The sequence below is a fragment of the Niallia sp. Man26 genome, from assembly GCF_022049065.2.
Lineage (GTDB): Bacteria > Bacillota > Bacilli > Bacillales > Cytobacillaceae > Niallia.
This window is the reverse complement of the sequence record NZ_CP095744.1, coordinates 154,898-178,002: the sequence shown is the minus strand read 5'-3', so window position 1 is coordinate 178,002 and position 23,105 is coordinate 154,898. Positions and strand designations below refer to the sequence as shown.

The window sequence follows — 23,105 nt, the reverse complement described above, 5'->3', positions numbered from 1 at the left end:
GCTACTCCTTGCTTTCTGTTTTAAATATTCGAAACCCTTTAGTGAAGTTCTTCTCTGCTCCATTCTGGTCTACGATTTTAAGATGTGCGACCCACTTTCCGTCAAAAGGAAGATAATAACCTTCTGCCACATACAATCCGTCTGTCTCTGCAGGCTTTAACGGGACTTGGATTGGAGCGATTTCTTCACTGTTTTCATATTGTAGCCACAGCTCTGCCCTTTTGATTGTATGCTCGGTAAATTCAACTTGAAAGCTATTTTTACCTGGAGCATTTGGAGTGATTGTTAAAGTCATATCTGTTTGGCTGCTTTTTTCTTCCCATTTCAAAGGCGTATTTGCCGGAACAGGGCTTAAATAACTTAGTCCTCCAACAACAAGCAGGATCAATACCATAAAACCAAAGTCTACTTTTAACCATTTCCAGTTTTTAGTGAATGATTTCTTTTTTAAATAATAGCGGATAATACCTGCTGTCAAGATAACAAGGAACACTAAAAACACTTTAGTCAGCAGGAAAATCCCCCAAGGCGTTACCCATAAATAATCCAAACTAGGCAAATAGAGAACAGTCAACGCAATCCCCGACATAAAGAGGATTAACATGCTTATAAATGCTCCTTTTGAAAACAGCGGTATAAAATCCTTAATATGAAGACGGTGTTTTTTCCAAAAAATCACTATATACAATAACCCGCCAGTCCAGACTGCTGCACCAAATAAATGGAGAAAGTCGATCGGTACAGATATCCACATCGGTCCATAAGAAGCAGAATGACCGTTGAAGCCTTTCGCTGCGAGCATCAGTATTATCCAAATACAATCGAGCCATTTTGCTTTAAAAAGCAGGAAAAATCCCAGCAGTGATAACAACAAGGAAAATATCCAGGAAAGACCGAAACCGGTGTTTAAAGGAATGCCGGAGACAGTCGTATTCATAAGCCACTGAACTGCAATTAATATAATTAAACATAACAGATGATATTGCTGCAAGATAAGAGAAACAAACCGAAATTTACGTCTTTGTATATCATTGTGTTTCCTTTCTTGAAGTACTCCCCATAATATCCAGCCAGTGACACTAAGCAAGCCAAAATAATAGGCAGCTCTTGTCACAAATACAGGGATTTCGTATGGATTATCTCCGCTTATTTCTAAATTAGCCGGCAGTGCTGCATTGCCGACCAAAAATACATAGGAACCACTTATTGGATGGCCATCTGCTGAAATAACGGTATATGAGACTAAATAAGCTCCTTCAGAAAGTGCAGGAAGGCGTGTTTTAAGCTGTTTATTATCATTGCTTAAAGTCGTCTCAGCCTCTGTAATTAATTCTTTGTCTTGATTCATTACTTTAACAGCAGAAAGTCCTGCTTTAATCGCTTCATTGAAGAGAAGAACTATTTCCTCTGGACTCTCGTCAAGCCTGGAGTCTGCCGAAGGATTTGCATTTGTTAAGACAGCATGAGCTGCTGCTTGAATAGGGAAAAAAAACGGACAAATCAGGATAATGAATAGAATAACAACCTTTCTCATATGCCCCCCCTAAAAGTTTGCTTTATGAGTATCCTATTCAGCTCCCGCCTAAATGATAATCAAACCGCGATTAATATCTGCTTAAGTATGTTATATAAAAGTAGAGTCTTTTCCGCATTAACACGGAAAAGACGGTGTGCATTGCACTTAAACTTCTTCTTCTTCCTCTTCATCATGCTTTGCGCCGCATTGCGGACAAAAATGATCATCCTCACACGGGAAGTAACAAACCGGACACGGATTGCAATGCTTGTCCAGCCATTCAATCTTGCAAATATGCTCAATCAGTACAGTAACAACCTTCTCGTCAAACATAAGAATATCGACAAAGTTAGTACCCACATTACAGATAACGCCTTCCACTTCATCTGACATATCAGGACATTCTAAAAATATTTTTACTTTGCAGCCTTTAAAACGGAAGAGCTGGAAAGCAAGGTTTCCATTCAACCCGTTGAAGTTCAGCCGTGGATTATTGATTCCGAAAAAGAATGGTGATACTTTTAACGGAACATCACAATCCTTGCCGACAAAATGTCCGTTATTACAGTTGTTATGAAGCGGTTTAAGCAGAAAATTCCCTTGTCCCCTTCTGTCATGATGTTTACCGCAGTTACAATTAGAGTGATGATGGTGGCCACAGTTGCAATCAGAGTAATGATGCTTATCGCAGTCACAATCTGAATGATGATTGTCACAATCACAATCTGAGTGGTGGTGGTAATTGTTTTGTGAATGGTGATGTGGATAGGAAGGATCATTAGAGTAAGTGGAATAGTTTTGATAATTGTTATTAGAAGGATAATGATGATTATGCTTGTCCTCCGAATCCCAATTATTGATTACTCCATGCAGTGATTTCAACAAATGCTTTGATATTTTACGTGCTTCTCCCCTAACAGAAAAACCCAATATACCCATTAAAATGCTCCCTTCTGACATAGTTCATACTAATATATGTCACCTTTTTCCGCTGGTTATGTACAAACGTTTACTATGTAAAAAATTGACTTATGTCCTCATTGAATAAATGTCAACAAAACTGTTTTGTGAAAATAAAAAAATGATCAGCCTGTTAAAAAGCGATCACTTTTCTTGCAATTATTCCTCTTCAGTCAAGGAAATAATAAATTGTTTTAAGCTCGGAGCAAGCTCTTCAGCTTCTCCGCTTTCATGGTACCAGAGAAAGATTTGTTCCCTCATCAATCCATTAACTTTTTTTAAGCATAATTTATCTCCTGTACCATTTTCGCCAATAACAATCCATTCGTCTGCCATTCCAATATAACGAACTTCAGTATTTTGTCTGACAATATCATCCCATGTTTTCTTCACATTTTTGCGGTCTTTAATCGGAAATAGTAACCATTCTCCAATTTCAGGGTTATTTACTAAATGGTACAGCTGCACAAATTGTTCTGGAAACACTGCTTGAAGTTTTTCTTCTGCTGCCTTAATATCTATCTCGTCTACACCAGGCTTTCTAGTTAAAATCAACTTACGGACTGTTTCCATCTGCTTCTCTCTCCTTTATAAACGATATCGCTCTTGAATCTCAGCTGTCCCAGTCCTCTGCCAACATCCCATAAACGATATGATCCACATAATGATCATACAACCACTCTGCCTGCCTGATACAGCCTTCCATTGTGAAATGAAGACGTTCCGCAATACTTCTACTTTTCTTATTCCCTGACGCAGCCCTTATTTCTACTTTATCGAGCCGCAGCTCTAAAAAGGCATAATCAGTTAATGCGTGCACAGCATTTGTCATTATTCCATTGCCCTCATAGCCCGTCCCGAGCCAATAGCCAATATAGGCTGTTTTATTCGCCCAGTTTATACTATTAAACCCAACAACTCCAACAATTTCGCCTTTAAAAAAAATTACTGTTGTTAAACTTGTATTCTCAGAAAATCCTTTTAAGCAAAATTGGATAAATTGCTGTGTATCCTGCAGCTTTGTTGTTGTGTCAAGCCAAGGCAGCCATGTTCTTAAGTTCTCTCTCGAAAGCTCTGTTAACGCAAACACACGCTGTGCATCATGTGGCTGTATTAATTTTAGTGCTAAATCTTCATTTATTTTATGTATGAACATGAAAGCTCCCCCCATTGCCTTTTTTTGTATTTTACCATAATACTGAAAGTTAGGGAGAAGGTCATAAAAAAGAACAAGGAAGCTCTCTACCTTGTTCTATATTTTCCTATTAAATTGCTTTCGCCTTAAGAATAAATCTGTGCTGCTTAACTTCAAAGTAGCCTATTTCCTCGATTTGTTGATGAATTGATATAATTCATCTTCCAATTGGCCAATGTTAAAGTTTGGTAATTGCCAAGGGATTGCTTGAAGATATTGACACTCCCACAGCTAAGCAATGGGATTCTAAAGTGCTATTGCGTTCACATTTTCTTATTTGTTGCAGCGCCAAGCTTCCATATGACCAGGAAAGCTTAGCACTCGCTGTTCGTCCTGTTTCTGATAAATACGAGAAATCTCAGCCATTAAATACGTGATTTCCCGCTTTTATTAAGTCTAAAAATAGCTGATCCTGCTCCATGTTTGCCTCCTGTAGAAGTTAGTTCTCATAAAAAACTTTAAAGGCGGCACTCTAAGCCAGATTGATTGATAGAAGGGAGTGTTTTTCAAAAGAAAAATCTGCCGCTTCCTTAAACTTCCACAACCTTAAAGCTATTTCCTCTTTTCTGACCGAACAGATAAGATATTTGCTTCTGCACCATATTCAAGGCGGATTGTTTTTCTTGCATCTACAGGTGTGCGCGCATTAATTGGCTTCACCTGTTTTTCGCCGTTTATCTCAAGCTCCACTAAAAAGCATTTCGCTCCACATCTCAAAAGCGCTCCTCCTTATCTACTCACAAGCCTATCATACTTACATCTAGTAGGAAAATCTGCTTTCTTCCATCCTAAAAAAAGAAGATCACTAAGATCTCCCCTACTCTTTGCTTATAGCACCTAAGCCTTCTAACAAAACTTTCGCATCAGAATTTAAATAATTTCGTGCTGATTTTTTCAGCAATGTTTGTTCATTGCCTTTCACAATCATTTTTAATCCTCTCACATCAAACTTAGAGGCATAGGTGTTGATGGAATAATAAATTGCAAGCTCCTGCCTTGTTGGATGTTCATAGCCTGTTTGGATAGAATCAGTAATGAACTTTAGCAGCTCTCTTCCGTTTTTCTTCAATTTCCTTTCATTTTTCTTTAAGTATTCTATGTTCTCTTCCATTAATTTTCTTGCTGTCACTAGGTCAAGCTCTTCTACCTTCTCATTTATTGTTTGAATTAATTGCTCTATATACATGTACATTACCCCTTCCTATCTTTATATCGGAGGGTATTCCATCTAAACGCACGTATAAAAGAACTATTTTTTCGCTTCTAAATTTTGCAACTATACTCACAGAAACACTTTTCAGCTATAAAGAGAGATGAGACAGCACTGGATAATTGCCGTAAAATGGAAATATACAATAATTTGTAGTTGTTCTTCCTATTCTTTAATACTACAATGTAAGAAGCGGTTAGGATTTTAAATTCAGCACGCCATATTTGTACGGTATTGAAAAGAGGAGGCGCATCAGATTTGGACTTAGACAAAAAAGAAAGTGGTTATAGATGGATCGTATTCAGCGCCGTCTTGTTTGCCTATTTCTTAATCGTAAGTCAAAGAACAGCTCCTGGACTTATTACGGAGCAGTTAATGAATGATTTTCAGATTTCAGCATCAACCGTTGGAATGATCAGCAGTATACAATTTTTAGCGTATGCAGGACTGCAGATTCCTGTCGGGTTATTATCAGACCGTTTTGGTCCAAACCGTTTTCTTATTATTGGAACATTGCTTACTGGAATAGGCAGTCTTTGCTACAGCATTGCTCCTAATGAATATATTTTGATTGTATCGCGCTTTATCGTCGGAGTCGGAGATGCAGCAATTTTCGTTAATGTAGTCTTAATTATGAACGAATGGTTCAAAGGCAATGAGTTTGTTAAATTGATGGGAATGGTAGCACTAATCGGCGGAATTGGTTCCTTATCGGCGACTCTGCCTTTTTCTATGTGGATATCCCATGCGGGCTGGCGAGTTCCATTTTTAAGTGTCAGCATCATATTGATTGTAGTTTCATCTCTGCTTTATATAGTATTAATCTCAAAGTCGAGGAAGTTATTTAAACCAGAGTCACAGCCAAAACCGAGTACACCTGTTAAAAGAGAGAGTGTTTGGAAAATTCTCCGCCGCGTCGTCACAACGCGTCAGGCTTGGGCAACATTTCTTTGCCACTTCGGTGTAGTCGGGACATATGTTGGGTTTATCGGGTCATGGGCAGTTCCATACGGAATGAATGTTTTTGAGCTAACACGCTCAAGTGCAAGTCAACTCGTTATGTATGCCCTTGTTGGTACAATGATTGGCGGACCATTACTCGGGTGGATTTCCAGTAAGACTGGCCAAATTAAAAAGACGTACACGATGGTTCATTTAATTGTCATTATCGGCTGGGTCGGATTATTCAGCCTAAATACAAACCCGCCATTTTTGATGGTGTTATTAATGCTATTTGTTTTAGGTTTTGGAAATGGTGCGAGTGCATTGACATTTGCCATTGTCCGCAAGTCTTTTCGTATGGAAGAAGTCGGTGTTGTAACGGGCTTTGCTAATATGGGCGGCTTTTTAAGTGCTGTATTGCTGCCGATTATTTTTGGGCATGTTTTAGATTTCTTTCCGAAAGATTCCGTCAGCCTCGGCTATCATTACGGCTTTATCGTGCCTGTTATCTTCGCATTGTTCGGTCTCGTTGGCATTCTGTTAGCTAAGGAAGAGAAACAATCAGATGCGAAAAAGGTTTTACCTGCTTCTTAAACAAAAGGGGAGTCCAATTAGACTCCTCTTTTTACTGCTCTTGTTTAGGTTTATTAAAGTTGCTATTATTAATAAAAAAGTGGCTTAATAAATAAAAAACAGTCAGAATAAAAAATGAATAGGTCAACGCCCAATTCACTTTTTTGTATAAATCAATGGCACTTAGCAGAGGCAAACCTATATAAGCACCAAAGGCACCAAACCCTATTGCCTTAATAAACGGATTTATCTTTGGCTTGTATTGCATTAATAGCATTACAACAACTGGCAAAACAGAAAGCCGAAAAGAGAAATTAATCGTTGCCACTGGAAAAACCTTAACTGGATATGTCCACAAACCAAACATAACACCAATTGTATCTAATATTTCTGATAAAACCATAATTAAAAGACCGGCAGCCAATAACCTGCCTGCGCTTTTTTTATCACGAATAAATATCCAAACCGTCCAAGGCACAATAATCATACCTACAGCAACCCACCATTGCCATGACCATAAGAAGCCATGGAGGATAGCATCAACTATTAGTTTATTTGCTTCCGTAATTTGCTTATTCGCCTCATCGACGAGACTTAGTGCCTCTTGATACTCCATTCACATCACCTTCATACTAACAATTAATTATGGTTTTCAGCTTGCTTTTTGTTCGGTCATTTTTAAAAAGAAATTAGTAATTCCTTTCGAAAATAGAACGATAATAACATACCCTAAAAAAATATGGAAATAATTAGTACCCTTCGTTAAGATAAACAAGTTCCCTGCTGCTAGTATTGGTTTGAATATAAATGTAATCAGAAAAATTAATATTAACGAATGGAGATAAAAATTCGCCTTTTTTTCAATGGTATATTGGTACATGAGTATGAATAAGACGGGAACTAAGGAGGTATCCATACCGAAATGAATCGGAAACATTGGAATTGCTTTATAGGGATAGCCAATATAATTGGCTCTTGTTGCCATACCATCCAAATAAGCACTCCATATATGTATATTGAATCCAAAAAAAAGCAGTAAAAACAGTCTCTTGCGGTCAATAAATAGATAAAGAAAGATTAGCGGTAGGACAATCATTACTATATTTAACCAAAATTGCCAAGTATCAAAGCCCGAATAGTCCCACCAATACTGATTCCAAAGATCAAACACTTTCTCTTGGGCAGCTTTTAATTCTTCGTATTTTTTAGCTTGCTCTGTCGGAAATACAGACATTTTCAGTTCTCCTCCTTTGCTATTTTCATGCCACTAGGAGTGATTGTATGTTGTTATTATGCTTCAGTATAAGGCAGGCTATTCCATAGCGTAATTTCAATTTTCATAAAAAAACTGCCAAACGGCAGTTTATATATTCAGTAAATGCATAAATAAAAATACGATTGGCGGCACGATTAATGCTGGCAGGAGATTAAGCGTTTTGCATTTTTTTATGCCAAGGATACCTAAACCTGATGCCAAAATTAAAATCCCGCCAACTATTGTGACTTCATTTAAAAGATCGGTACTTAAGGAATTTTCCATCAATAGAGCAATTAAGTAAATCGAGCCTTGCCATGCGAACAAGACTATTGCGGCAATGGCAATTCCGATGCCAAATGTCGAAGCTAACACAATGGAAGTAATTCCATCTAGCATACCGTTAGCCAGTAAGTACGTATAGTCTCCTTTAAGAGCAGCCTCTACTGGACCTAGGATAGACAAAGATCCAATACAGAATAACAGAATTGCAGTCGATAAGCCTTCCGCTAAATTTCCTTTGGAGAATTTACTTACTAATCCATTAAATCTTGTTTCTAAATCAAGCTTTTGACCAAGCAGTCCCCCCACTGCCAAACTCACGATAAAAAGGACCGGATATTTGCTTGCAGGCAAATGCTGGACAATTGCATTGATGCCCAAACCCATCGCCACTAATCCCATTGCCTGCATTAAAATCTCATGGTAATCATGCTTGATGCCCTTTTTAAAAATACTGCCAATAATGCTGCCAGCTATAATCATACCGACATTGAATAATGTTCCAAACATATCTTTACCCCTTTAATAAAATACTTTTCATACCCTAAAATAAAATTAAACCCTCCAGTAACTAGAGGGTCAAGTATTTCTATGAAATTATTTTCTTGCAAATGGCAGCAATATTTCTGTTACATGCTTATCAAAGTCATTGGTTATTCCATAATCGATTAAAGTTATTTCAATGGAATCATCTATCAGCTGATAATCGTGCTCTATTATATAAGAAAGTAACTTATCATAGTAATACGCTGCTTCCATATGGGTACCTTGAAAGCGAACTCTTAGATACTCCCTTGCAGGTATCGCAGCATAAGCCGAATCAGTCTCATCCCCTTCTTCTAACACCATAAACACACTTGAATAAGTAGTAAGTTCACCAGCGGCTAAATTATCTATCGAGATGGATAGGCCGATCTTCCCTAAAAAAACCCCTCCATTTATACCAAAGCTGTTCCTTAATTCTGTGATAGGATACTCCAGATCCTCTCCTAATACATATTGCTTTCGTAAGTATGCTAAACGCATTTCAGGAAGAGTCACTTCACAAATAACATCAAGAGGTGTGTGTACAGCATCATCTATTTGCGTTAAACGGCGGCTAATCTTTTTTTCCATCAGTTCTAATTCTTTTCGTTTCTTTCTTACTTCTTCCTGCTGCTCTTTCAGCATATCAATAAGGGTATCAATATCCCGATAGTTGAAAAATTCAATAATTCTGTTTATAGGTAAATCGAGTGCCCGCAAGTACTTAATCGAGTTCAGCCGTTCGAACTGCTGTGTGGAATAATAGCGGTAATTCGTTTTTTCGTCAATAAATGCTGGAGCTAATAAGCCAATTTCATCATAATATCGGAGTGTCGCAATCTTAACTTGAAATAGCTTTGAGACTTCTCCGATTGTGAAGTATTCTTTCATTTCTTTAAACACCTCTGTTATTTTAAAAAAACTGCCTCCCTTTTCCTAATAAATCTTTTCGGTAAAGGGGGCAGTTCTTCGTTTATTCCTCAGTTGTTAAGCTGTAATTATATTGTGTACGGTCAACTGGAGTAAAGTTCTTCGGCGTGTAGAATCGCAATAGGTCACCATTGACCACTTTATCGGAAAGTCTCAGTGTTTCTTCGACACTTGCCTGGTACTCAGCAGCTTTTTCAAGCTGTTCTTCCTCTTCAATCAGTTCACCTGTTTTTGAATTATAATACTTGCCATCCTTTAATGTAAATTCCGGACTGACAAATTCTCCATTACGGAATGGTATTAATTCATCGTGTTCCTCTGACAGGATGTCTGTTCCAAAATGGATATTATCCTTCGTATCCTCACCTAATAAATGAAGCAATGTCGGAAGCAGGTCAATTTGTCCTGCATATTGATGCATTGTCCCGCCTTCCATGCCAGGAACCCGTATGAACAGCGGAGTTCGCTGAAGTCCGGCACTTTCAAAGGAATTCACTTCTTTTCCGATTACTTGTTCCATTGCTTTATTATGGTTTTCGGAAATACCGTAATGGTCTCCGTACATGATAATAATTGAATTATCATATAGACCATTCTTTTTCAGGTCTGCAAAGAATTGTTCCATTGCTTCATCTGCATAACGAGCTGTCTGGAAGTAGTTATCAACAATTTTGTTGCCTGTATTATTTGGCTCTATCGTTGCTTCTTCTTGATTCATCGCGAAAGGATAATGGTTCGTCACGGTAATAAATTTCGTATAGAAAGGCTGTGACATAGAACTCAAGTATGGCAGCGACTGTTCAAAAAACGGCTTGTCCATAAGGCCATAATCAGCAAGCTGATCAGGATTCATATCATAAGCGCTTGAATCGTAAAATTGGTTGTAACCAAAGGATTTATATATTTCATCCCTGTTCCAAAAGCTTCCCGTATTCCCATGAAATACGGCAGAAGTATAGCCAAGCTGGCCTAGAATTCCAGGTGCTGCCTGATAGGTGTTTAACCCTTTAGTCGTGAAAGCAGAGCCTTGAGGAAGGCCATACAGAGAATTCTCAATCATAAACTCGGCATCAGCTGTTTTCCCTTGAGCTGTTTGGTGGAAGAAGTTATCAAAATACAATGTATTTTCGTCTTCTACCAATGAATTAAGGAATGGAGTAGCTTCTTCCCCGTTCACTTCATAGTTGATAAGGAAATTTTGAATTGATTCCATATGAACGTAAATGACATTCATCCCTTTTCCTTTACCGAAGTATTCGGGATTAGGCTCGGCATAATTGGATGCTGTATAGTTAACAACCTCAGCCATATCATCTGTATCTGCAAGCACCCGTTGCGCAGATGCTTTCGTGCTTTGCACTGCATCATAGATTGTGTAGTTATACATTCCCAAGTATTTCACAATATAATTCCTGTCAAATCCCCTTGTCAGAAGCTCTGGGCGGTCGATTTCTGCTAACGCGAGATTCGTTCCAGAAATCCCTAAAGCTAAACCGATAATACCTATCCCTTGCTTGAATCCAACTGCCTTACTGTCCATTTTCACAACTTTAAATACAAGCAGTGCAAGAAGCAGTAATGTATCTGCAAAAAACAAGAAGTCATACGGCTTTAACAATGCATAAATACTGCCGCTAACATCACCGAAGTTTTGCGTCTGCGTTAATGTCGGCAATGTAATAAAGTCATTGAAAAAACGGTAGTACAAAACATTCGCATACAATAGAAAAGATAACACAAAATCAATAATTAACAGCGCATAGTATTTTCTTTTGTTTTTGAATGTCAGGGCTAAGCCAAGAAACAGCAGCGAAGACCCTAAGGGATTAAGAAACAGCAGAAATTGCTGAAGTGAGTTTCCTACACCTAAATCAAATTGTGTCAATTGCACAATATACGTTTTAATCCATAGAAAAAATACAGCCGCAAAAAAGAATAGGATATATTGTTTATTTGTGTCTTTGTTTAAGTTTAATTTTTTTATTTCAAACACCAACCTCTATCAATCATCTCTTTACATCATTTACAAAAATTTAATAATACAAGTGTACCATTTTTTCACCACAAATTTAAATATTTTTGCGTATTGTAGAATAATGGCAATTTTAATTTGTGTTTTACAAGGAATTATTACTTGGGAAATAATTGGTAAGACACCAGGATATAGAACTGATTATACTATCTCTATTTAAATCATCTACTTATTATACGATAAAACATAGAAAAAAGTTTCACTTGCGATGGAATCTTCTCCCAGCAAAAATAATGTGTTATATAATCTAACAAGTTAATTGACGGTCTTTTCTTTCTCATAGATACTCAGTACTATCAAACAAAATAACGGTTCTCATCATAACGGAGAACAAAAATGCTGTCTAGGGTTCCGGTTTAAAAAACGTCTGGACCGAGAGACGGCGTACAGTATTTTATGAAAATACTGTATACACGGAGGGATAAAAGCCCGGGAGAATTTTGCAAAAAAATTCTCCCGGGCTTTTATTTTTTTCCTGAATTTCAATTAGAAAAGAGGAGAAAAAAGGATGACGAACAAACCGACACTTGAGAAATCGTTAAAATTACCCCAAGTTGTATTTATGGGGCTTGCATGGATGACACCAATGATTTTTTTCACTGTTTATGGCGTAGCTTTTGAAGCCGCCGGCGGCATGATGGCTGCTGCCTATATTATTGCATTTGTAGCAATCTTCTTTACTGCGTTCAGCTACAGCCGGATGGTTAAGGCATATCCGATTTCCGGTTCTGCTTATACGTATACAAAAAAATCTATCCACCCGAAGGCTGGTTTCCTCGTCGGCTGGGCACTTCTGCTGGACTATGTATTCTCTCCAATCATTGCAATCTTAACTTTCGGGATTTTTATGCATACTGAATTTCCTGCTGTCCCGGTATTTGTGTGGATAATTATCATGAATATAGTGCTGGTTGTTGTTAATGTCGTTGGCATTAAGTCTGCTGCTCGCATCAGCAGTTTATCTGTCCTAATTCAAATCGCCTTTATTGCTTTGTTTTGCGGCTTGATTGTGAAAGATATTCTTGCAGGTGACACACAGGCAGCTTCCCTCTTTTCACTATCTCCCTTCTTTGGAAACGAAGGTTCATTAAGTGCTGTATTTACAGGAGCTTCTCTAATCTGCTTTTGTTTTCTTGGATTTGATGCTGTCACCACCATGTCAGAGGAAACGATTGATGCTGATAAAACAGTATCTAAAGCCATCTTTTTAATTGTCCTGATAGCAGCGGTTATGTATATTGCTATCTCCTATTTGACACAAGTCGCTTTTCCTGACTTTACTTTTGCCAATCCAGATAATGCAGCATATTCCCTTGTACAGCTTGTTGGCGGAAACTTGTTAAGCTCGATATTTATTATGGTGTTAATTATTGCGACCTTCACCCAAGGTGTTTCTTCTGTAACAAGCGTCAGCCGTTTTCTGTACGCTTTAGGACGAGAATCGATTCTTCCAGAAAAGCTGTTTACTTCCTTGCATCCGAAATACAGAACGCCTGCTGCAAATATTATCTTTGTCGGGATTATTTCTTTTGCTGCTGTCTTTTTTAATCTTGATACAGCAGTAACCTTTGTCAGCTTCGGTGCATTAACGGCGTTCACATTTGTCAATCTGTCTGTTATTGCTCATTACTTTATTAAACAGAAACAACGTTCCTTCAAGTGCACACTTCTATATCTTTTGTTCCCGCTGATTGGAGCTGGCTTTATTTGCTGGCTTTTGACACTGCTTAACAAACAGACACTACTTTACGGCGTTATTTGGCTGGTTGTTGGCTTTATTTACTTAGGTATACGAACCATGTGGCTCTCCGCAAAAGTTAAGCAAGCAGCAGAAATAAACCAAACAGAAAAAACCTTGTTAGATAATCTGACAAAATAATAGTTTTTATTTTCAGAATTGTTATACTTTTACTCAAGATCTTAATAAAGGTTTCCACTTAAGAGTTGGAAACAAAAAGCTGTCTAGGGTTCCGTTTAAAGTTATTCGCTTTAAAGACTGGTCCGAGAGAGAGCGTACAGCAAGTGCTGTATACACGGAAGGACAAAAGCCTGGGAGATTATCTCCTATGTGCTTTTGTCCTTTTTTCATTTCAAGGAGGTTAATTATGAAGCTAAACGTTATGAAGTATGTTCCTGGCGGAGGTAAATGGTCCGGCACAATCAAACGAGGAAAATCAATCAAGTTTACTGCACTGGAAGATGGCGCTAATATTTCTCTGCTTTTGTACTCAGCATCCGATACTGCAGAACGGTACAATATGCCGGACACGTTAAAGGCACAGCACACTTCTCATTTAACAAAGGGCCATGTGCTGATGAGTGATAACGGCCGTGTACTTACAAGTATTACAGATGATTCACTTGGCTGGCATGATACTATTTCCGGCTATATAACGCGACGTATTGTTGATGAACGCTACGGAAAAACCACTTATCAAGATAATCGAAATGAATGGTACCGAAGCGGAGAGGAAAATTTCGCCGTCGAGCTTTTTCGTAATGGATTGTCCGTCCGTGATCTTGTTCCGGCAGTCAACTTATTTTCTAAGGTTTACTGCACAGAGGATGGAAACATGCATTTCGTGCCAGCACATGCTAAAAAAGGGGATTATATCACATTAAGAACGGAGCAAGACGTTCTGCTTATTGTATCCAATACACCAAACGCTTTAAACCAAACAATAAACTATCCCTCTGTACCTATAAAGATAGAGATAACAGATGCAGGCAAACTTTCCGATGATGATTTATGTTTGAATTTTTGTCCAGAAAACAAGCGTGCCTTTGAAAATACATGGGATTATGCAGCCTTACTTGAAGGAGGAATTAAATAATGGCCATATTAAGCCGGATTGAAAGCAACCGCAAACAAGAAAATGCTTTTTTTAATAAAACAATCGAAGCAGGTGACGGCTGGACATATACACTTGAACCTGGGCAAGTCCTTCGCATTGTTGATTTGGAAGGAAACCAGGCCGCAGACACACTTTTTTATGATGCCGACAATCCGACAGACCATTATAGTGCTGTCAATACGATCACAAATCAAAGCAATATCTACTTAACTGCTGGTTCCGTGCTGTTAGCTGAATCCGGCAAAGAGCTTGTTAAAATAATAGCAGATACTTGCGGAAATCATGATACGCTCGGAGGCGCCTGTTCTGCCCAAAGCAATACCGTTCGTTATGCCCATGAGACTTTACCGATGCACAATTGCCGAGATACATTCATGCTTCAGCTCTCAAAGAATGAACCGCGCCTCTCTAAACGGGACTTGGCACCAAATGTGAACTTTTTTATGAATGTTCCGGTAACTCCTGACGGCGGATTAACATTTGCTGATGGTGTTTCGGCACAAGGCTATTATGTAGAAATGCAGGCAATCTGCCGGGTGCTTGTCTTAATCAGCAATTGCCCTCAACTAAACAATCCATGCAATGCTTATAATCCAACACCTATTCAGGTGCTAGTTTGGGACAAATGACAAAAGGAGTGACAGCAATGTATTCAAAAGTATTGATAGCAAACAGAGGTGCTATAGCAGTTCGGATTGAGCGCACTCTAAAAAAATTAGGAATTGCTTCTGTTGCCGTATACACAAAAGCAGACCAAGACAGCCTGCACGTTGATCTAGCAGATGAAGCGGTTTTGATTGGTGAAGGGGCGGCAAAAGACTCTTACTTGAACGCCGAGTTGCTCCTTAAGATTGCCAAAGATACAGGAGCTCAAGCAATTCATCCAGGCTACGGATTTTTAAGTGAAAATGCTGATTTTGCAAGAACGTGCTTTGAAAATGGCATCTCCTTTATCGGACCAACACCTGAACAAATAGAGCTATTTGGCTTAAAGCACTCTGCGCGGGAAATTGCTAAAAAAGCTAATGTTCCGATGCTGCCTGGCACATCGCTAATTACCGATCTGCCAACAGCGCTTACCTCGGCCGCCAGCATTGGCTATCCAGTGATGCTAAAAAGCACTGCTGGCGGCGGCGGAATCGGGATGCGAGTGTGTGAAGACGAGTCCGCCCTGCAGCAGGCATTTGAATCAGTAAGCCGATTGGCAAAGTCGAACTTCAATAACGGCGGTGTATTTCTGGAAAAATATATCCAAAAAGCCCGGCATGTGGAGGTGCAGATTTTCGGCAATGAATATGGCGAAGTAACAGCACTAGGTGAACGTGACTGTTCCATTCAGCGCCGCAACCAAAAAGTTGTCGAGGAAAGCCCCGCTCCCCTTCTTTCTGCGACTATCCGCGCGCAGATGCACCAAGCAGCTAAACGCCTTGCAGAAGAAGTTGGTTATCGAAGTGCTGGAACGGTTGAGTTTCTGTATGATCCGAACAGCCAGCAATTCTATTTTCTTGAAGTAAATACCCGTCTGCAAGTTGAACATGGTGTTACCGAAGAAGTTCTTAGCATTGATTTAGTGGAATGGATGATTCGGGAATCTGCAGGCGACTTGCGTGGACTTGATGAATTGTCTAAACAACCTGTTGGGCACAGCATACAGGCCCGCATTTATGCAGAAGATTGTCTGAACGACTTCCGTCCAAGCGGCGGTCAACTTGATCATGTTCGGTTACCAGAAGATGCCCGAATTGAAACATGGGTGCGAGATGGCATTCAAATCACCTCCCTATACGATCCTATGTTGGCAAAGATCATCGTCCATGGAAATACACGGGAAGAAGCGCTAGGAAAACTGCACAAAGCTCTTGGAGACACTCGCTTTTATGGTGTGACAACGAATATTTCCTATATTCGCTCCTTGTTAGTGGAGGACAGCTGCAAGAGCGGTCTCGTTCATACACGGATGCTGGACGGATTCTCCCCTGCTGAACAGGCAGTTGAGGTGCTGGACGGCGGGATTCAAACAACAGTGCAAGACTGGCCAGGCAGAATCGGCCATTGGGATGTTGGCGTTCCACCATGTGGGCCGATGGATCCTCTATCCTTCCGCATTGGCAACAAGCTGTTAGGAAACGCAGAATCGTCAGCAGGTCTGGAATTAACACTTCGCGGCGGAACGTACCGTTTCCGTGGTGATATCGCATTTTGTATAACTGGAGCTGATATGCACGCCGTCCTTGATGATAATATTATCCCGATGTATACAGTTATTCATGCGAAACGGAATCAAGTGTTACGGTTTAGTGAAGCAGAAACAGGCATGCGCACTTACTTACTCGTTGCAGGCGGCTTGGATATGCCTCTAAACCTTGGCAGTGCAGCAACTTTCACACTCGGCGGATTCGGAGGGCATGGAGGCAGAGCTTTGCGGACTGGTGACGTATTATCTGTTAAGGTCACTTCTGCCCCAAAAGTGAACACTCTTGCTTGTAACAGTCAGCCTCATTTTAAAAAAGAGTGGACGATTGGTGTTATTCCTGGTCCCCACTGCACAACAGAATTTTTACTGCCAGAATATTTGCAGCAGTTAACAGACGTAAGCTGGGAGGTACACTTTAACAGTTCTCGTACAGGTGTGCGCTTAATCGGCCCTTCTCCCCTCTGGGCACGAACAGATGGCGGAGAAGCAGGTTTGCATCCATCAAATATCCATGATAATGCTTATGCAGTGGGAACCCTTGATTTAACTGGAGATATGCCAATCTTGCTCGGTCCGGATGGTCCTAGTCTTGGAGGATTTATCTGTCCTGTTACAACCGCTTCAGCTGAATTTTGGAAGATTGGCCAGCTTCATCCAGGCGACCGCATCCGCTTTAAGCTGATTACATTGGAAGAAGCCGAAGCTCTACGCCATGCACAGGAACAATACCTTGAAAATATCTGTATGGAGGAAAATTTATTACTGCCAGAGCTGAACAAACAGACAAACGAGCTGACACCTGACTATCCTATCCTGCTTGAGCAGTCAAAAGAAAGATTTCCACTGGTAATCAGAGCAGCTGGTGATAAGCATGTGCTCATAGAATATGGCGAGATGGAACTTGACTTGCTTCTCCGCTTTCAAGTCCATGCTTTAATGGAGGCAATACAAGCTGATACAAGCCTCCCTGTTGTTGATTTAACGCCAGGAATTCGTTCCTTACAAGTCCATATTAATCCAGCTCAAATGTCTGTAATCGAACTAAGTAAAAAAATCGCGGCCATTAACGAAACATTGCCGCCATTGGAAGAAATAGAAGTGCCATCACGCATTGTCCGTCTTCCCCTCTCTTGGGATGATCCAGCAACACAGCTTGCGATTGACCGCTATCAGAAGAATGTGAGACCAGATGCGCCTTGGTGTCCTAGCAATCTTGAATTTATTCGACGCGTTAACGGATTAGACAATATAGATGATGTAAAAAGGATTGTATTTGACGCAAATTATCTTGTACTAGGACTTGGGGATGTCTATCTCGGTGCGCCAGTAGCAACACCACTAGACCCAAGGCACCGTTTAGTTACGACAAAATACAATCCTGCGCGAACTTGGACACCGGAAAATGCAGTCGGCATCGGCGGAGCGTATATGTGTGTCTACGGGATGGAAGGTCCTGGCGGCTACCAGTTTGTCGGCCGTACTGTTCAAGTTTGGAATAAGCAACGAGAAACAGAAAGCTTCCGGCAAGGCAAGCCTTGGCTGCTTCGCTTCTTTGACCAAATATCGTTTTATCCAGTCACTGCAGATGAATTGCTGGAAATGCGCGAAGACTTCCCGCGCGGCCGTTTTGAGATTGAGATAACAGAAACAACCTTTAAACTTGGAGATTACTTAGCTTTCCTTGAATCCATCAAAAAAAGCACCAATGAATTCAGAAGCACACAGCAGACTGCCTTCCATCAGGAGAGGGAAAGATGGCAGGAGCTTGGTCTTGCTGAATATGTTTCTGAAACAGAGCAAACACCGCAGACGGAAGAAACACTTCCAGAAGGTGCTGAAGCAGTCCGCAGTTCGATGCCAGGCAGTGTTTGGAAGGTTCTCGTGTCTGCTGGTGATGTTGTCAAAAAAGGAGATCCGCTAATAATTGAGGAAAGCATGAAAATGGAGTTTCCTCAGCTTGCCCCATTTGATGGAGCAATTGAGGCTGTACATGTTGTACCTGGTGAAGAAGTCCATGCAGGCCAGCTGATTATTTCTATTAAAAAAGCAGAAAGCGGTGATAATAATGCAAACAATTCCGTATCCAATGAAATTATCCATTCATGAATTACAAGCAAACTATGAGTCAGGGAAACTAACTCCTGAGAATGTTATCGAGCATATCTTAGAGAGAGCAGAAGCTGATAAAGATATGAATATATGGATAACTCCCCCTTCCTGGAGTTTCATTAGACCCTTTTTAGAAAATCTATCCAAGATGGAGCGCTCACACGCTCCTCTATGGGGAATTCCGTTTGCGATAAAAGATAATATAGATCTAGCAGGGGTGCCAACGACGGCAGGATGTGCGGAGTTTGCTTATACACCAGACAGAAGTGCTGTTATTGTACAGCGTTTGATTGATGCAGGTGCCATTCCAGTAGGAAAAACAAATTTAGACCAGTTTGCTACCGGCCTTGTTGGTACTAGAAGCCCTTTTGGGGAAACGAAAAACGCATTAAGACCAGAGTTAATCAGCGGCGGTTCCAGCTCTGGGTCTGCTGTATCTGTTGCCAGAGGGCAGGCTGCTTTTTCCCTAGGCACAGATACAGCCGGCTCCGGCCGCGTCCCTGCCGCACTAAACGGATTAATCGGATACAAACCAAGCCTCGGAGCCTGGCCAGTTAAGGGTGTAGTGCCGGCATGTGCCAGCATTGACTGTGTTACAGTATTTTCACATAATATTTCTGATACAATACTTGTTGATGAAGTGGTTCGAGGCTTTGAAGAAGAAGATTCTTGGTCAAAAGAAGTAGAGCGTAAAAAGACAGCTCTTCCGAAAAAAATCTTCATTCCTGAACAAACACCAGAATTTTACGGACCGTTTGCTGCCGAGTATAAAATTGCCTGGCAGAATACATTAGAGAAGCTGCACAAATTGGATATACCGCTCGAAAAATTAGATGTCAGCTATTTATCGGAAGCAGCGTCTGTTTTATATGATGGGCCATGGGTTGCCGAAAGATGGTCTGATTTAGGAAGTTTTATTGAAACCCATAAAAATACAGCACTAGCTGTAACAGAAACGGTCTTGCGAACAGGTGCTAAAGAAGACTACAATGCAGCATCGGTTTTTCAAGCTATGCATACACTGCAGGCTCATAAACGGAAAGCCCATCTCGACCTGCAGGATGCTGTATTAATTATGCCAACAGCCGGTGGTACTTGGTCCAGAGAGGATGTGCGAAAAGATCCTATTCATACAAACAGCCAAATGGGGGCTTTTACGAATCATTGTAATTTACTGGATTTATCTGCTATCAACATCCCATCTGTTGCTCCAGATGAAACATTGCCATTTGGTATCACCCTATTTACCGGCCCTTACGCTGAACATTTATTGATCGGCTTTTCTGATTTGTATTTAAATAATATTTCTGTTTCAACAGTAAGGAGCACTGAAATGGTGGCTGTGTGCGGACTTCATATGAGAGGATTTTCATTAGAGAAGCAAATGCTAAAACATCAAGCTGTTTATATTGGTCCAGCTAAAACATCAGCACAGTACCGAATGGTAGAATTAACGACCAATCCAAATAAACCAGGACTTATTCGTGCTGATAAAGGCAGTGCCATCGAAGTTGAGCTGTGGGAAATGCCTATTAGCCAGTTAGGTTCATTTGTCTCGCTGATTCCGTCACCACTTTGCTTTGGAACAATTGAGCTAGAAAACGGCTCTGCAGTTAAAGGCTTTCTATGTGAAGCGAATGCAATGGAAACTGGTTTAGACATAACCAGTTTTGGCGGCTGGCGAAATTTTGTTGCAAGCAGCATAAAGTGAAAAATGGCGGAGGGTATATACCCTCCGCCATTTTTCTTTAGCTCCTAAATGTTTAATTCCATATACTCATCTGTTTCGATAAACCCAAATTTTTTATAAACTGGTCTGCCCATCTCTGAAGCCCCAAGCCATAATTTTTTTATGCCTGCTTCCTTCGCTTCCTCAACGAGTAATTTTAATAGCTTTGTAGCAATCCCTTTGCCTCGGTAGTCTTTATTAGTATACATATTGGTTATATACGCTCTTTTTCCACTTCGGTTCGTAAAGCTTGGCGGAAATGGATAAATGATGAAAGCTCCACATGCAACAACCTCCTCATCATCCTCTACTAAATATTGAATTAAGGACCCACCACTTAACTGTTTTTCAAAAAAATGATACAGTTCCTCGTCAATATCTATATCTGCCTCTAACCCTTCGTCCACTAATTGGGCTTTTCGTAAATGCATCATTGCTTTAATATCCTGTCTTGTTGCTTTACGGAAATTCAACGTAAACACTTCCCATTCTAAGATATTTATATTTATAATATAACTCATTTCCCATACGGAACCTAATGGTAGCATCTCCTCTTTGAGAACGTAAAAAAAGCTGCTTAAAGCAGCTTAATTATGAAAGCACCCAATTATAGGGATCCTCCAGCTTGTTCCATTCACTGTTGTATTCAGCTTCTGTCAACAAACACTCATCTAATTCCTTCGTGATGACATCAATATCTAAATCCATTCCAATAAACACTAGTTTCGTATGTCGGTCGCCGTGTTCCTTATCCCAATTCTCCATTAACTGAGGGTTACTTTGAATAATCTCTGCTTGTCTGTTTTCAGGAAGAGAAGCAACCCAATAAGAAATTGGTTCAATCTTAACAGATGGTCCTGCTTGTGAAAGCAATAATGCTAAATCATTGCGAGAAGCACACCAGGCAATTCCTTTTGCGCGGACAATCTGCATCGGCATGGAGCTGCACCATGTATGGAATCGTTCTGAATGAAAAGGTCTCTTACGGTAATAAACAAAAGAACTTACGCCATATTCCTCTGTCTCTGGCGTATGTGCTGCAGGTCCTGCTTGTAACTCTTTAAGCCAGCCTGCTGATTCACTAGCTTTTTCAAAATCAAATCTGTTCGTATTCATAATTTCCTTTATGTCTATCAAACTGTTTTCCGTGCGGATAATTTTTGCTTCAGGCTGTAAAGTTCTCAAGACATTCTCTAGATTTGCGGCTGCCTCTTTTGTTACTAAGTCACATTTATTCAGTAAAAGGATATTGCTAAATTCAATTTGATCAATAAGCAAATCAGCAATATTCCGTTCATCATTTTCACCGACTGCTTCCTTGCGGTCAAGCAAAGAATCACCAGATTCATAGTCATGCCAAAATCGGTTTGCATCCACAACGGTTACCATTGTATCCAGCCTGCAAAATCTTGTCAGGTCAATCCCTAACTCGTCATCGATATAGGAGAAGGTTTGGGCTACAGGAATGGGCTCACTAATTCCTGATGATTCAATGATGATGTAGTCAATATCCCCTTGATTAGCTAATTTCTCTACCTCGATTAATAAGTCTTCCCGTAATGTACAGCAAATGCACCCATTGGACAATTCAACCAATTTCTCTTCTGTTCTTGAAAAACCGCCCTTTGTTTGAACTATTTCACTATCAATATTTACTTCACTCATATCATTAACGATGACAGCAATCTTCATGCCTTCCCGGTTATTTAAAACATGATTCAGCAAGGTTGTTTTACCTGCACCTAAATAGCCGCTTAATACTGTGACTGGTATTTTACTCATACCGCATCCCCCTATTTATATTCATATGTATCACATACGATTTACTGTTGTGTTTTTGTAATTAGCTGACAAAAACATATGTCCAGTTCTTTCTTTCTGTGTCATTGGTATTAGAATCGTCACTCATATCTACCCATTTTATTTGCTTTAGTCTCTCTACTATCTTGTTGTCAATTTCTGCTTGTGCTTCAGTCATTATGTTTTTAATTGTTTGAAAGTCGAGAGAAAAATGACTTACCGCCGCTTGAAATGGAGACTTTTCATGAAACAGCTGTCTAAAGTGGCTCTCATTGACCGCCTCCATCTCGAGTTCGTCCTCCCTGCTTTCTATGAAGCGGTAAATCTCTTTGTATTTATCTGGCAAGCTTTCAATTGCACTGCGATATAAAAACTGGACTAAGACAGGATTAAGAGTATGCATGCCCACTTCCCTCCTTTCCCTTTATTATACTTAGCCGCCAAATCTTCTCTTTGGCGGCGCTTAACATTTACCAACTGGCTTTTTTTACTCCTGGAATTTGCCCTTTATGTGCATACTCCCTAAAAGCAATACGAGACATGTTAAATTTTCTAAAATAGCCTCTTGGTCTGCCTGTGACTTCACATCGGTTCTTAAGTCGTGTTGGTGAAGAATCCCGCGGTAGCTTTCGTAGTGCTTCATAATCTCCCTTCTCTTTTAATTCCTTTCTAATAGCTGCGTACTTTTCTACCATTACTTGGCGTTTTTTCTCTTTTACTACTTTAGACTTTTTTGCCATTAGTTCTTTCCTCCTATCAAAACGTAATCATTACGATTTAAATTTTATAGAAACTTAAATTCCTCGATAGCCCTTACTTTGTTTCTCTATGCAAAGTACGCCTTTTTAAACGAGGGCAATACTTCATTAATTCAATACGGTCAGGATTGTTGCGTTTATTTTTAGTCGTGATATAATTTCTGTCCCCTGTTTCTGTACAAGCTAATGTAATTTTTACTCTCATAATTATTCCTCCTAGTTATTAGGATAAATGTAAAT

The 23,105-nt window shown here is 39.9% G+C and carries 22 protein-coding genes and 2 riboswitches; of the genes, 6 read left to right on the top strand and 16 right to left on the bottom strand.

The features are described from left to right. Window position 1: 1 nt before the first annotated feature. The 6 genes from L8T27_RS20335 to L8T27_RS20310 all read right to left on the bottom strand — a co-directional run bounded on the left by L8T27_RS20335 (window position 2) and on the right by L8T27_RS20310 (window position 4,857). Window positions 2-1,534 (bottom strand): copper resistance CopC/CopD family protein, encoded by a 1,533-nt coding sequence (locus tag L8T27_RS20335; RefSeq protein ID WP_237942630.1) that lies wholly within the window; start codon window positions 1,532-1,534, stop codon window positions 2-4. A 147-nt stretch (window positions 1,535-1,681) separates the two neighbouring features. After that, on the bottom strand, window positions 1,682-2,455 hold the full coding sequence (locus L8T27_RS20330; protein WP_237942628.1) for a hypothetical protein: 774 nt from the start codon (window positions 2,453-2,455) through the stop codon (window positions 1,682-1,684). A 180-nt stretch (window positions 2,456-2,635) separates the two neighbouring features. Next, a complete protein-coding gene (locus tag L8T27_RS20325; RefSeq protein ID WP_237942626.1) occupies window positions 2,636-3,049 on the bottom strand; it encodes an SMI1/KNR4 family protein in 414 nt (137 codons plus the stop codon). A 40-nt stretch (window positions 3,050-3,089) separates the two neighbouring features. Beyond that, window positions 3,090-3,632, bottom strand: coding sequence for a GNAT family N-acetyltransferase (locus L8T27_RS20320; protein ID WP_237942624.1), 543 nt, complete (start codon window positions 3,630-3,632; stop codon window positions 3,090-3,092). Window positions 3,633-4,223: 591 nt separating this feature from the next. Next, window positions 4,224-4,388, bottom strand: a complete 165-nt coding sequence (locus tag L8T27_RS20315) for a hypothetical protein (protein ID WP_233315354.1) — start codon at window positions 4,386-4,388, stop codon at window positions 4,224-4,226. Window positions 4,389-4,488: 100 nt separating this feature from the next. Continuing rightward, window positions 4,489-4,857, bottom strand: coding sequence for a hypothetical protein (locus tag L8T27_RS20310; protein ID WP_237942620.1), 369 nt, complete (start codon window positions 4,855-4,857; stop codon window positions 4,489-4,491). A 282-nt stretch (window positions 4,858-5,139) separates the two neighbouring features. Between L8T27_RS20310 and L8T27_RS20305 the strand changes: the two genes are divergently transcribed. Continuing rightward, window positions 5,140-6,417, top strand: coding sequence for an MFS transporter (locus L8T27_RS20305; protein WP_233315356.1), 1,278 nt, complete (start codon window positions 5,140-5,142; stop codon window positions 6,415-6,417). A 31-nt stretch (window positions 6,418-6,448) separates the two neighbouring features. Here the strand turns inward: L8T27_RS20305 and L8T27_RS20300 are convergent, their stop codons facing one another. From L8T27_RS20300 to ltaS, 5 genes are all read right to left on the bottom strand, one after another. Continuing rightward, a complete protein-coding gene (locus L8T27_RS20300) occupies window positions 6,449-7,012 on the bottom strand; it encodes a CBO0543 family protein (protein ID WP_237942618.1) in 564 nt (187 codons plus the stop codon). Between the two features lie 36 nt (window positions 7,013-7,048). Beyond that, entirely contained in the window at window positions 7,049-7,630 is a 582-nt protein-coding gene (locus L8T27_RS20295) for a CBO0543 family protein (protein WP_233315358.1), read from the bottom strand. A 129-nt stretch (window positions 7,631-7,759) separates the two neighbouring features. Then, window positions 7,760-8,443: a DUF554 domain-containing protein gene (locus L8T27_RS20290; protein WP_237942616.1), complete on the bottom strand. Its 684-nt coding sequence runs from the start codon at window positions 8,441-8,443 to the stop codon at window positions 7,760-7,762. Between the two features lie 87 nt (window positions 8,444-8,530). Further along, window positions 8,531-9,349 (bottom strand): MerR family transcriptional regulator, encoded by an 819-nt coding sequence (locus L8T27_RS20285; RefSeq protein WP_233315360.1) that lies wholly within the window; start codon window positions 9,347-9,349, stop codon window positions 8,531-8,533. Window positions 9,350-9,431: 82 nt separating this feature from the next. After that, window positions 9,432-11,372, bottom strand: coding sequence for a lipoteichoic acid synthase (gene ltaS / locus L8T27_RS20280; protein ID WP_282581470.1), 1,941 nt, complete (start codon window positions 11,370-11,372; stop codon window positions 9,432-9,434). A gap of 380 nt (window positions 11,373-11,752) precedes the next feature. Then, window positions 11,753-11,858: riboswitch (guanidine-I (ykkC/yxkD leader) on the top strand. Window positions 11,859-11,928: 70 nt separating this feature from the next. On the opposite strand from ltaS, the gene L8T27_RS20275 reads away from it, so the two are divergent. The 5 genes from L8T27_RS20275 to atzF all read left to right on the top strand — a co-directional run bounded on the left by L8T27_RS20275 (window position 11,929) and on the right by atzF (window position 20,289). Then, the gene (locus L8T27_RS20275; protein ID WP_237942614.1) at window positions 11,929-13,299 is read left to right on the top strand and encodes an APC family permease; all 1,371 of its coding nucleotides are present in this window, start codon (window positions 11,929-11,931) and stop codon (window positions 13,297-13,299) included. Window positions 13,300-13,371: 72 nt separating this feature from the next. Next, window positions 13,372-13,478, top strand: a riboswitch (guanidine-I (ykkC/yxkD leader). A gap of 47 nt (window positions 13,479-13,525) precedes the next feature. After that, entirely contained in the window at window positions 13,526-14,254 is a 729-nt protein-coding gene (locus tag L8T27_RS20270) for an urea amidolyase associated protein UAAP1 (protein WP_237942613.1), read from the top strand. Beyond that, window positions 14,254-14,904: an urea amidolyase associated protein UAAP2 gene (locus tag L8T27_RS20265; protein WP_237942612.1), complete on the top strand. Its 651-nt coding sequence runs from the start codon at window positions 14,254-14,256 to the stop codon at window positions 14,902-14,904. Before L8T27_RS20270 ends, L8T27_RS20265 begins: the two co-directional genes overlap by 1 nt. 17 nt (window positions 14,905-14,921) lie before the next feature. Next, window positions 14,922-18,575, top strand: coding sequence for an urea carboxylase (gene uca, locus L8T27_RS20260; RefSeq protein ID WP_237942611.1), 3,654 nt, complete (start codon window positions 14,922-14,924; stop codon window positions 18,573-18,575). Next, window positions 18,535-20,289 carry an allophanate hydrolase gene (gene atzF / locus L8T27_RS20255; RefSeq protein WP_248574491.1) on the top strand — a complete coding sequence of 585 codons (1,755 nt, stop codon included), beginning with the start codon at window positions 18,535-18,537 and terminating at the stop codon, window positions 20,287-20,289. Before uca ends, atzF begins: the two co-directional genes overlap by 41 nt. A 44-nt stretch (window positions 20,290-20,333) precedes the next feature. Here atzF and L8T27_RS20250 read toward each other — a convergent pair whose 3' ends face one another. The 5 genes from L8T27_RS20250 to rpmG all read right to left on the bottom strand — a co-directional run bounded on the left by L8T27_RS20250 (window position 20,334) and on the right by rpmG (window position 23,070). Continuing rightward, window positions 20,334-20,780, bottom strand: a complete 447-nt coding sequence (locus L8T27_RS20250) for a GNAT family N-acetyltransferase (protein ID WP_237944112.1) — start codon at window positions 20,778-20,780, stop codon at window positions 20,334-20,336. 118 nt (window positions 20,781-20,898) lie between these two features. Continuing rightward, window positions 20,899-22,089 carry a GTP-binding protein gene (locus L8T27_RS20245; protein WP_237942609.1) on the bottom strand — a complete coding sequence of 397 codons (1,191 nt, stop codon included), beginning with the start codon at window positions 22,087-22,089 and terminating at the stop codon, window positions 20,899-20,901. A 61-nt stretch (window positions 22,090-22,150) separates the two neighbouring features. Continuing rightward, entirely contained in the window at window positions 22,151-22,510 is a 360-nt protein-coding gene (locus L8T27_RS20240; RefSeq protein WP_233315368.1) for a hypothetical protein, read from the bottom strand. 67 nt (window positions 22,511-22,577) lie between these two features. Beyond that, window positions 22,578-22,847: a 30S ribosomal protein S14 gene (gene rpsN, locus L8T27_RS20235; protein ID WP_237942608.1), complete on the bottom strand. Its 270-nt coding sequence runs from the start codon at window positions 22,845-22,847 to the stop codon at window positions 22,578-22,580. Window positions 22,848-22,920: 73 nt separating this feature from the next. After that, window positions 22,921-23,070, bottom strand: coding sequence for a 50S ribosomal protein L33 (gene rpmG, locus L8T27_RS20230; RefSeq protein WP_084347913.1), 150 nt, complete (start codon window positions 23,068-23,070; stop codon window positions 22,921-22,923). Window positions 23,071-23,105: the final 35 nt, after the last annotated feature.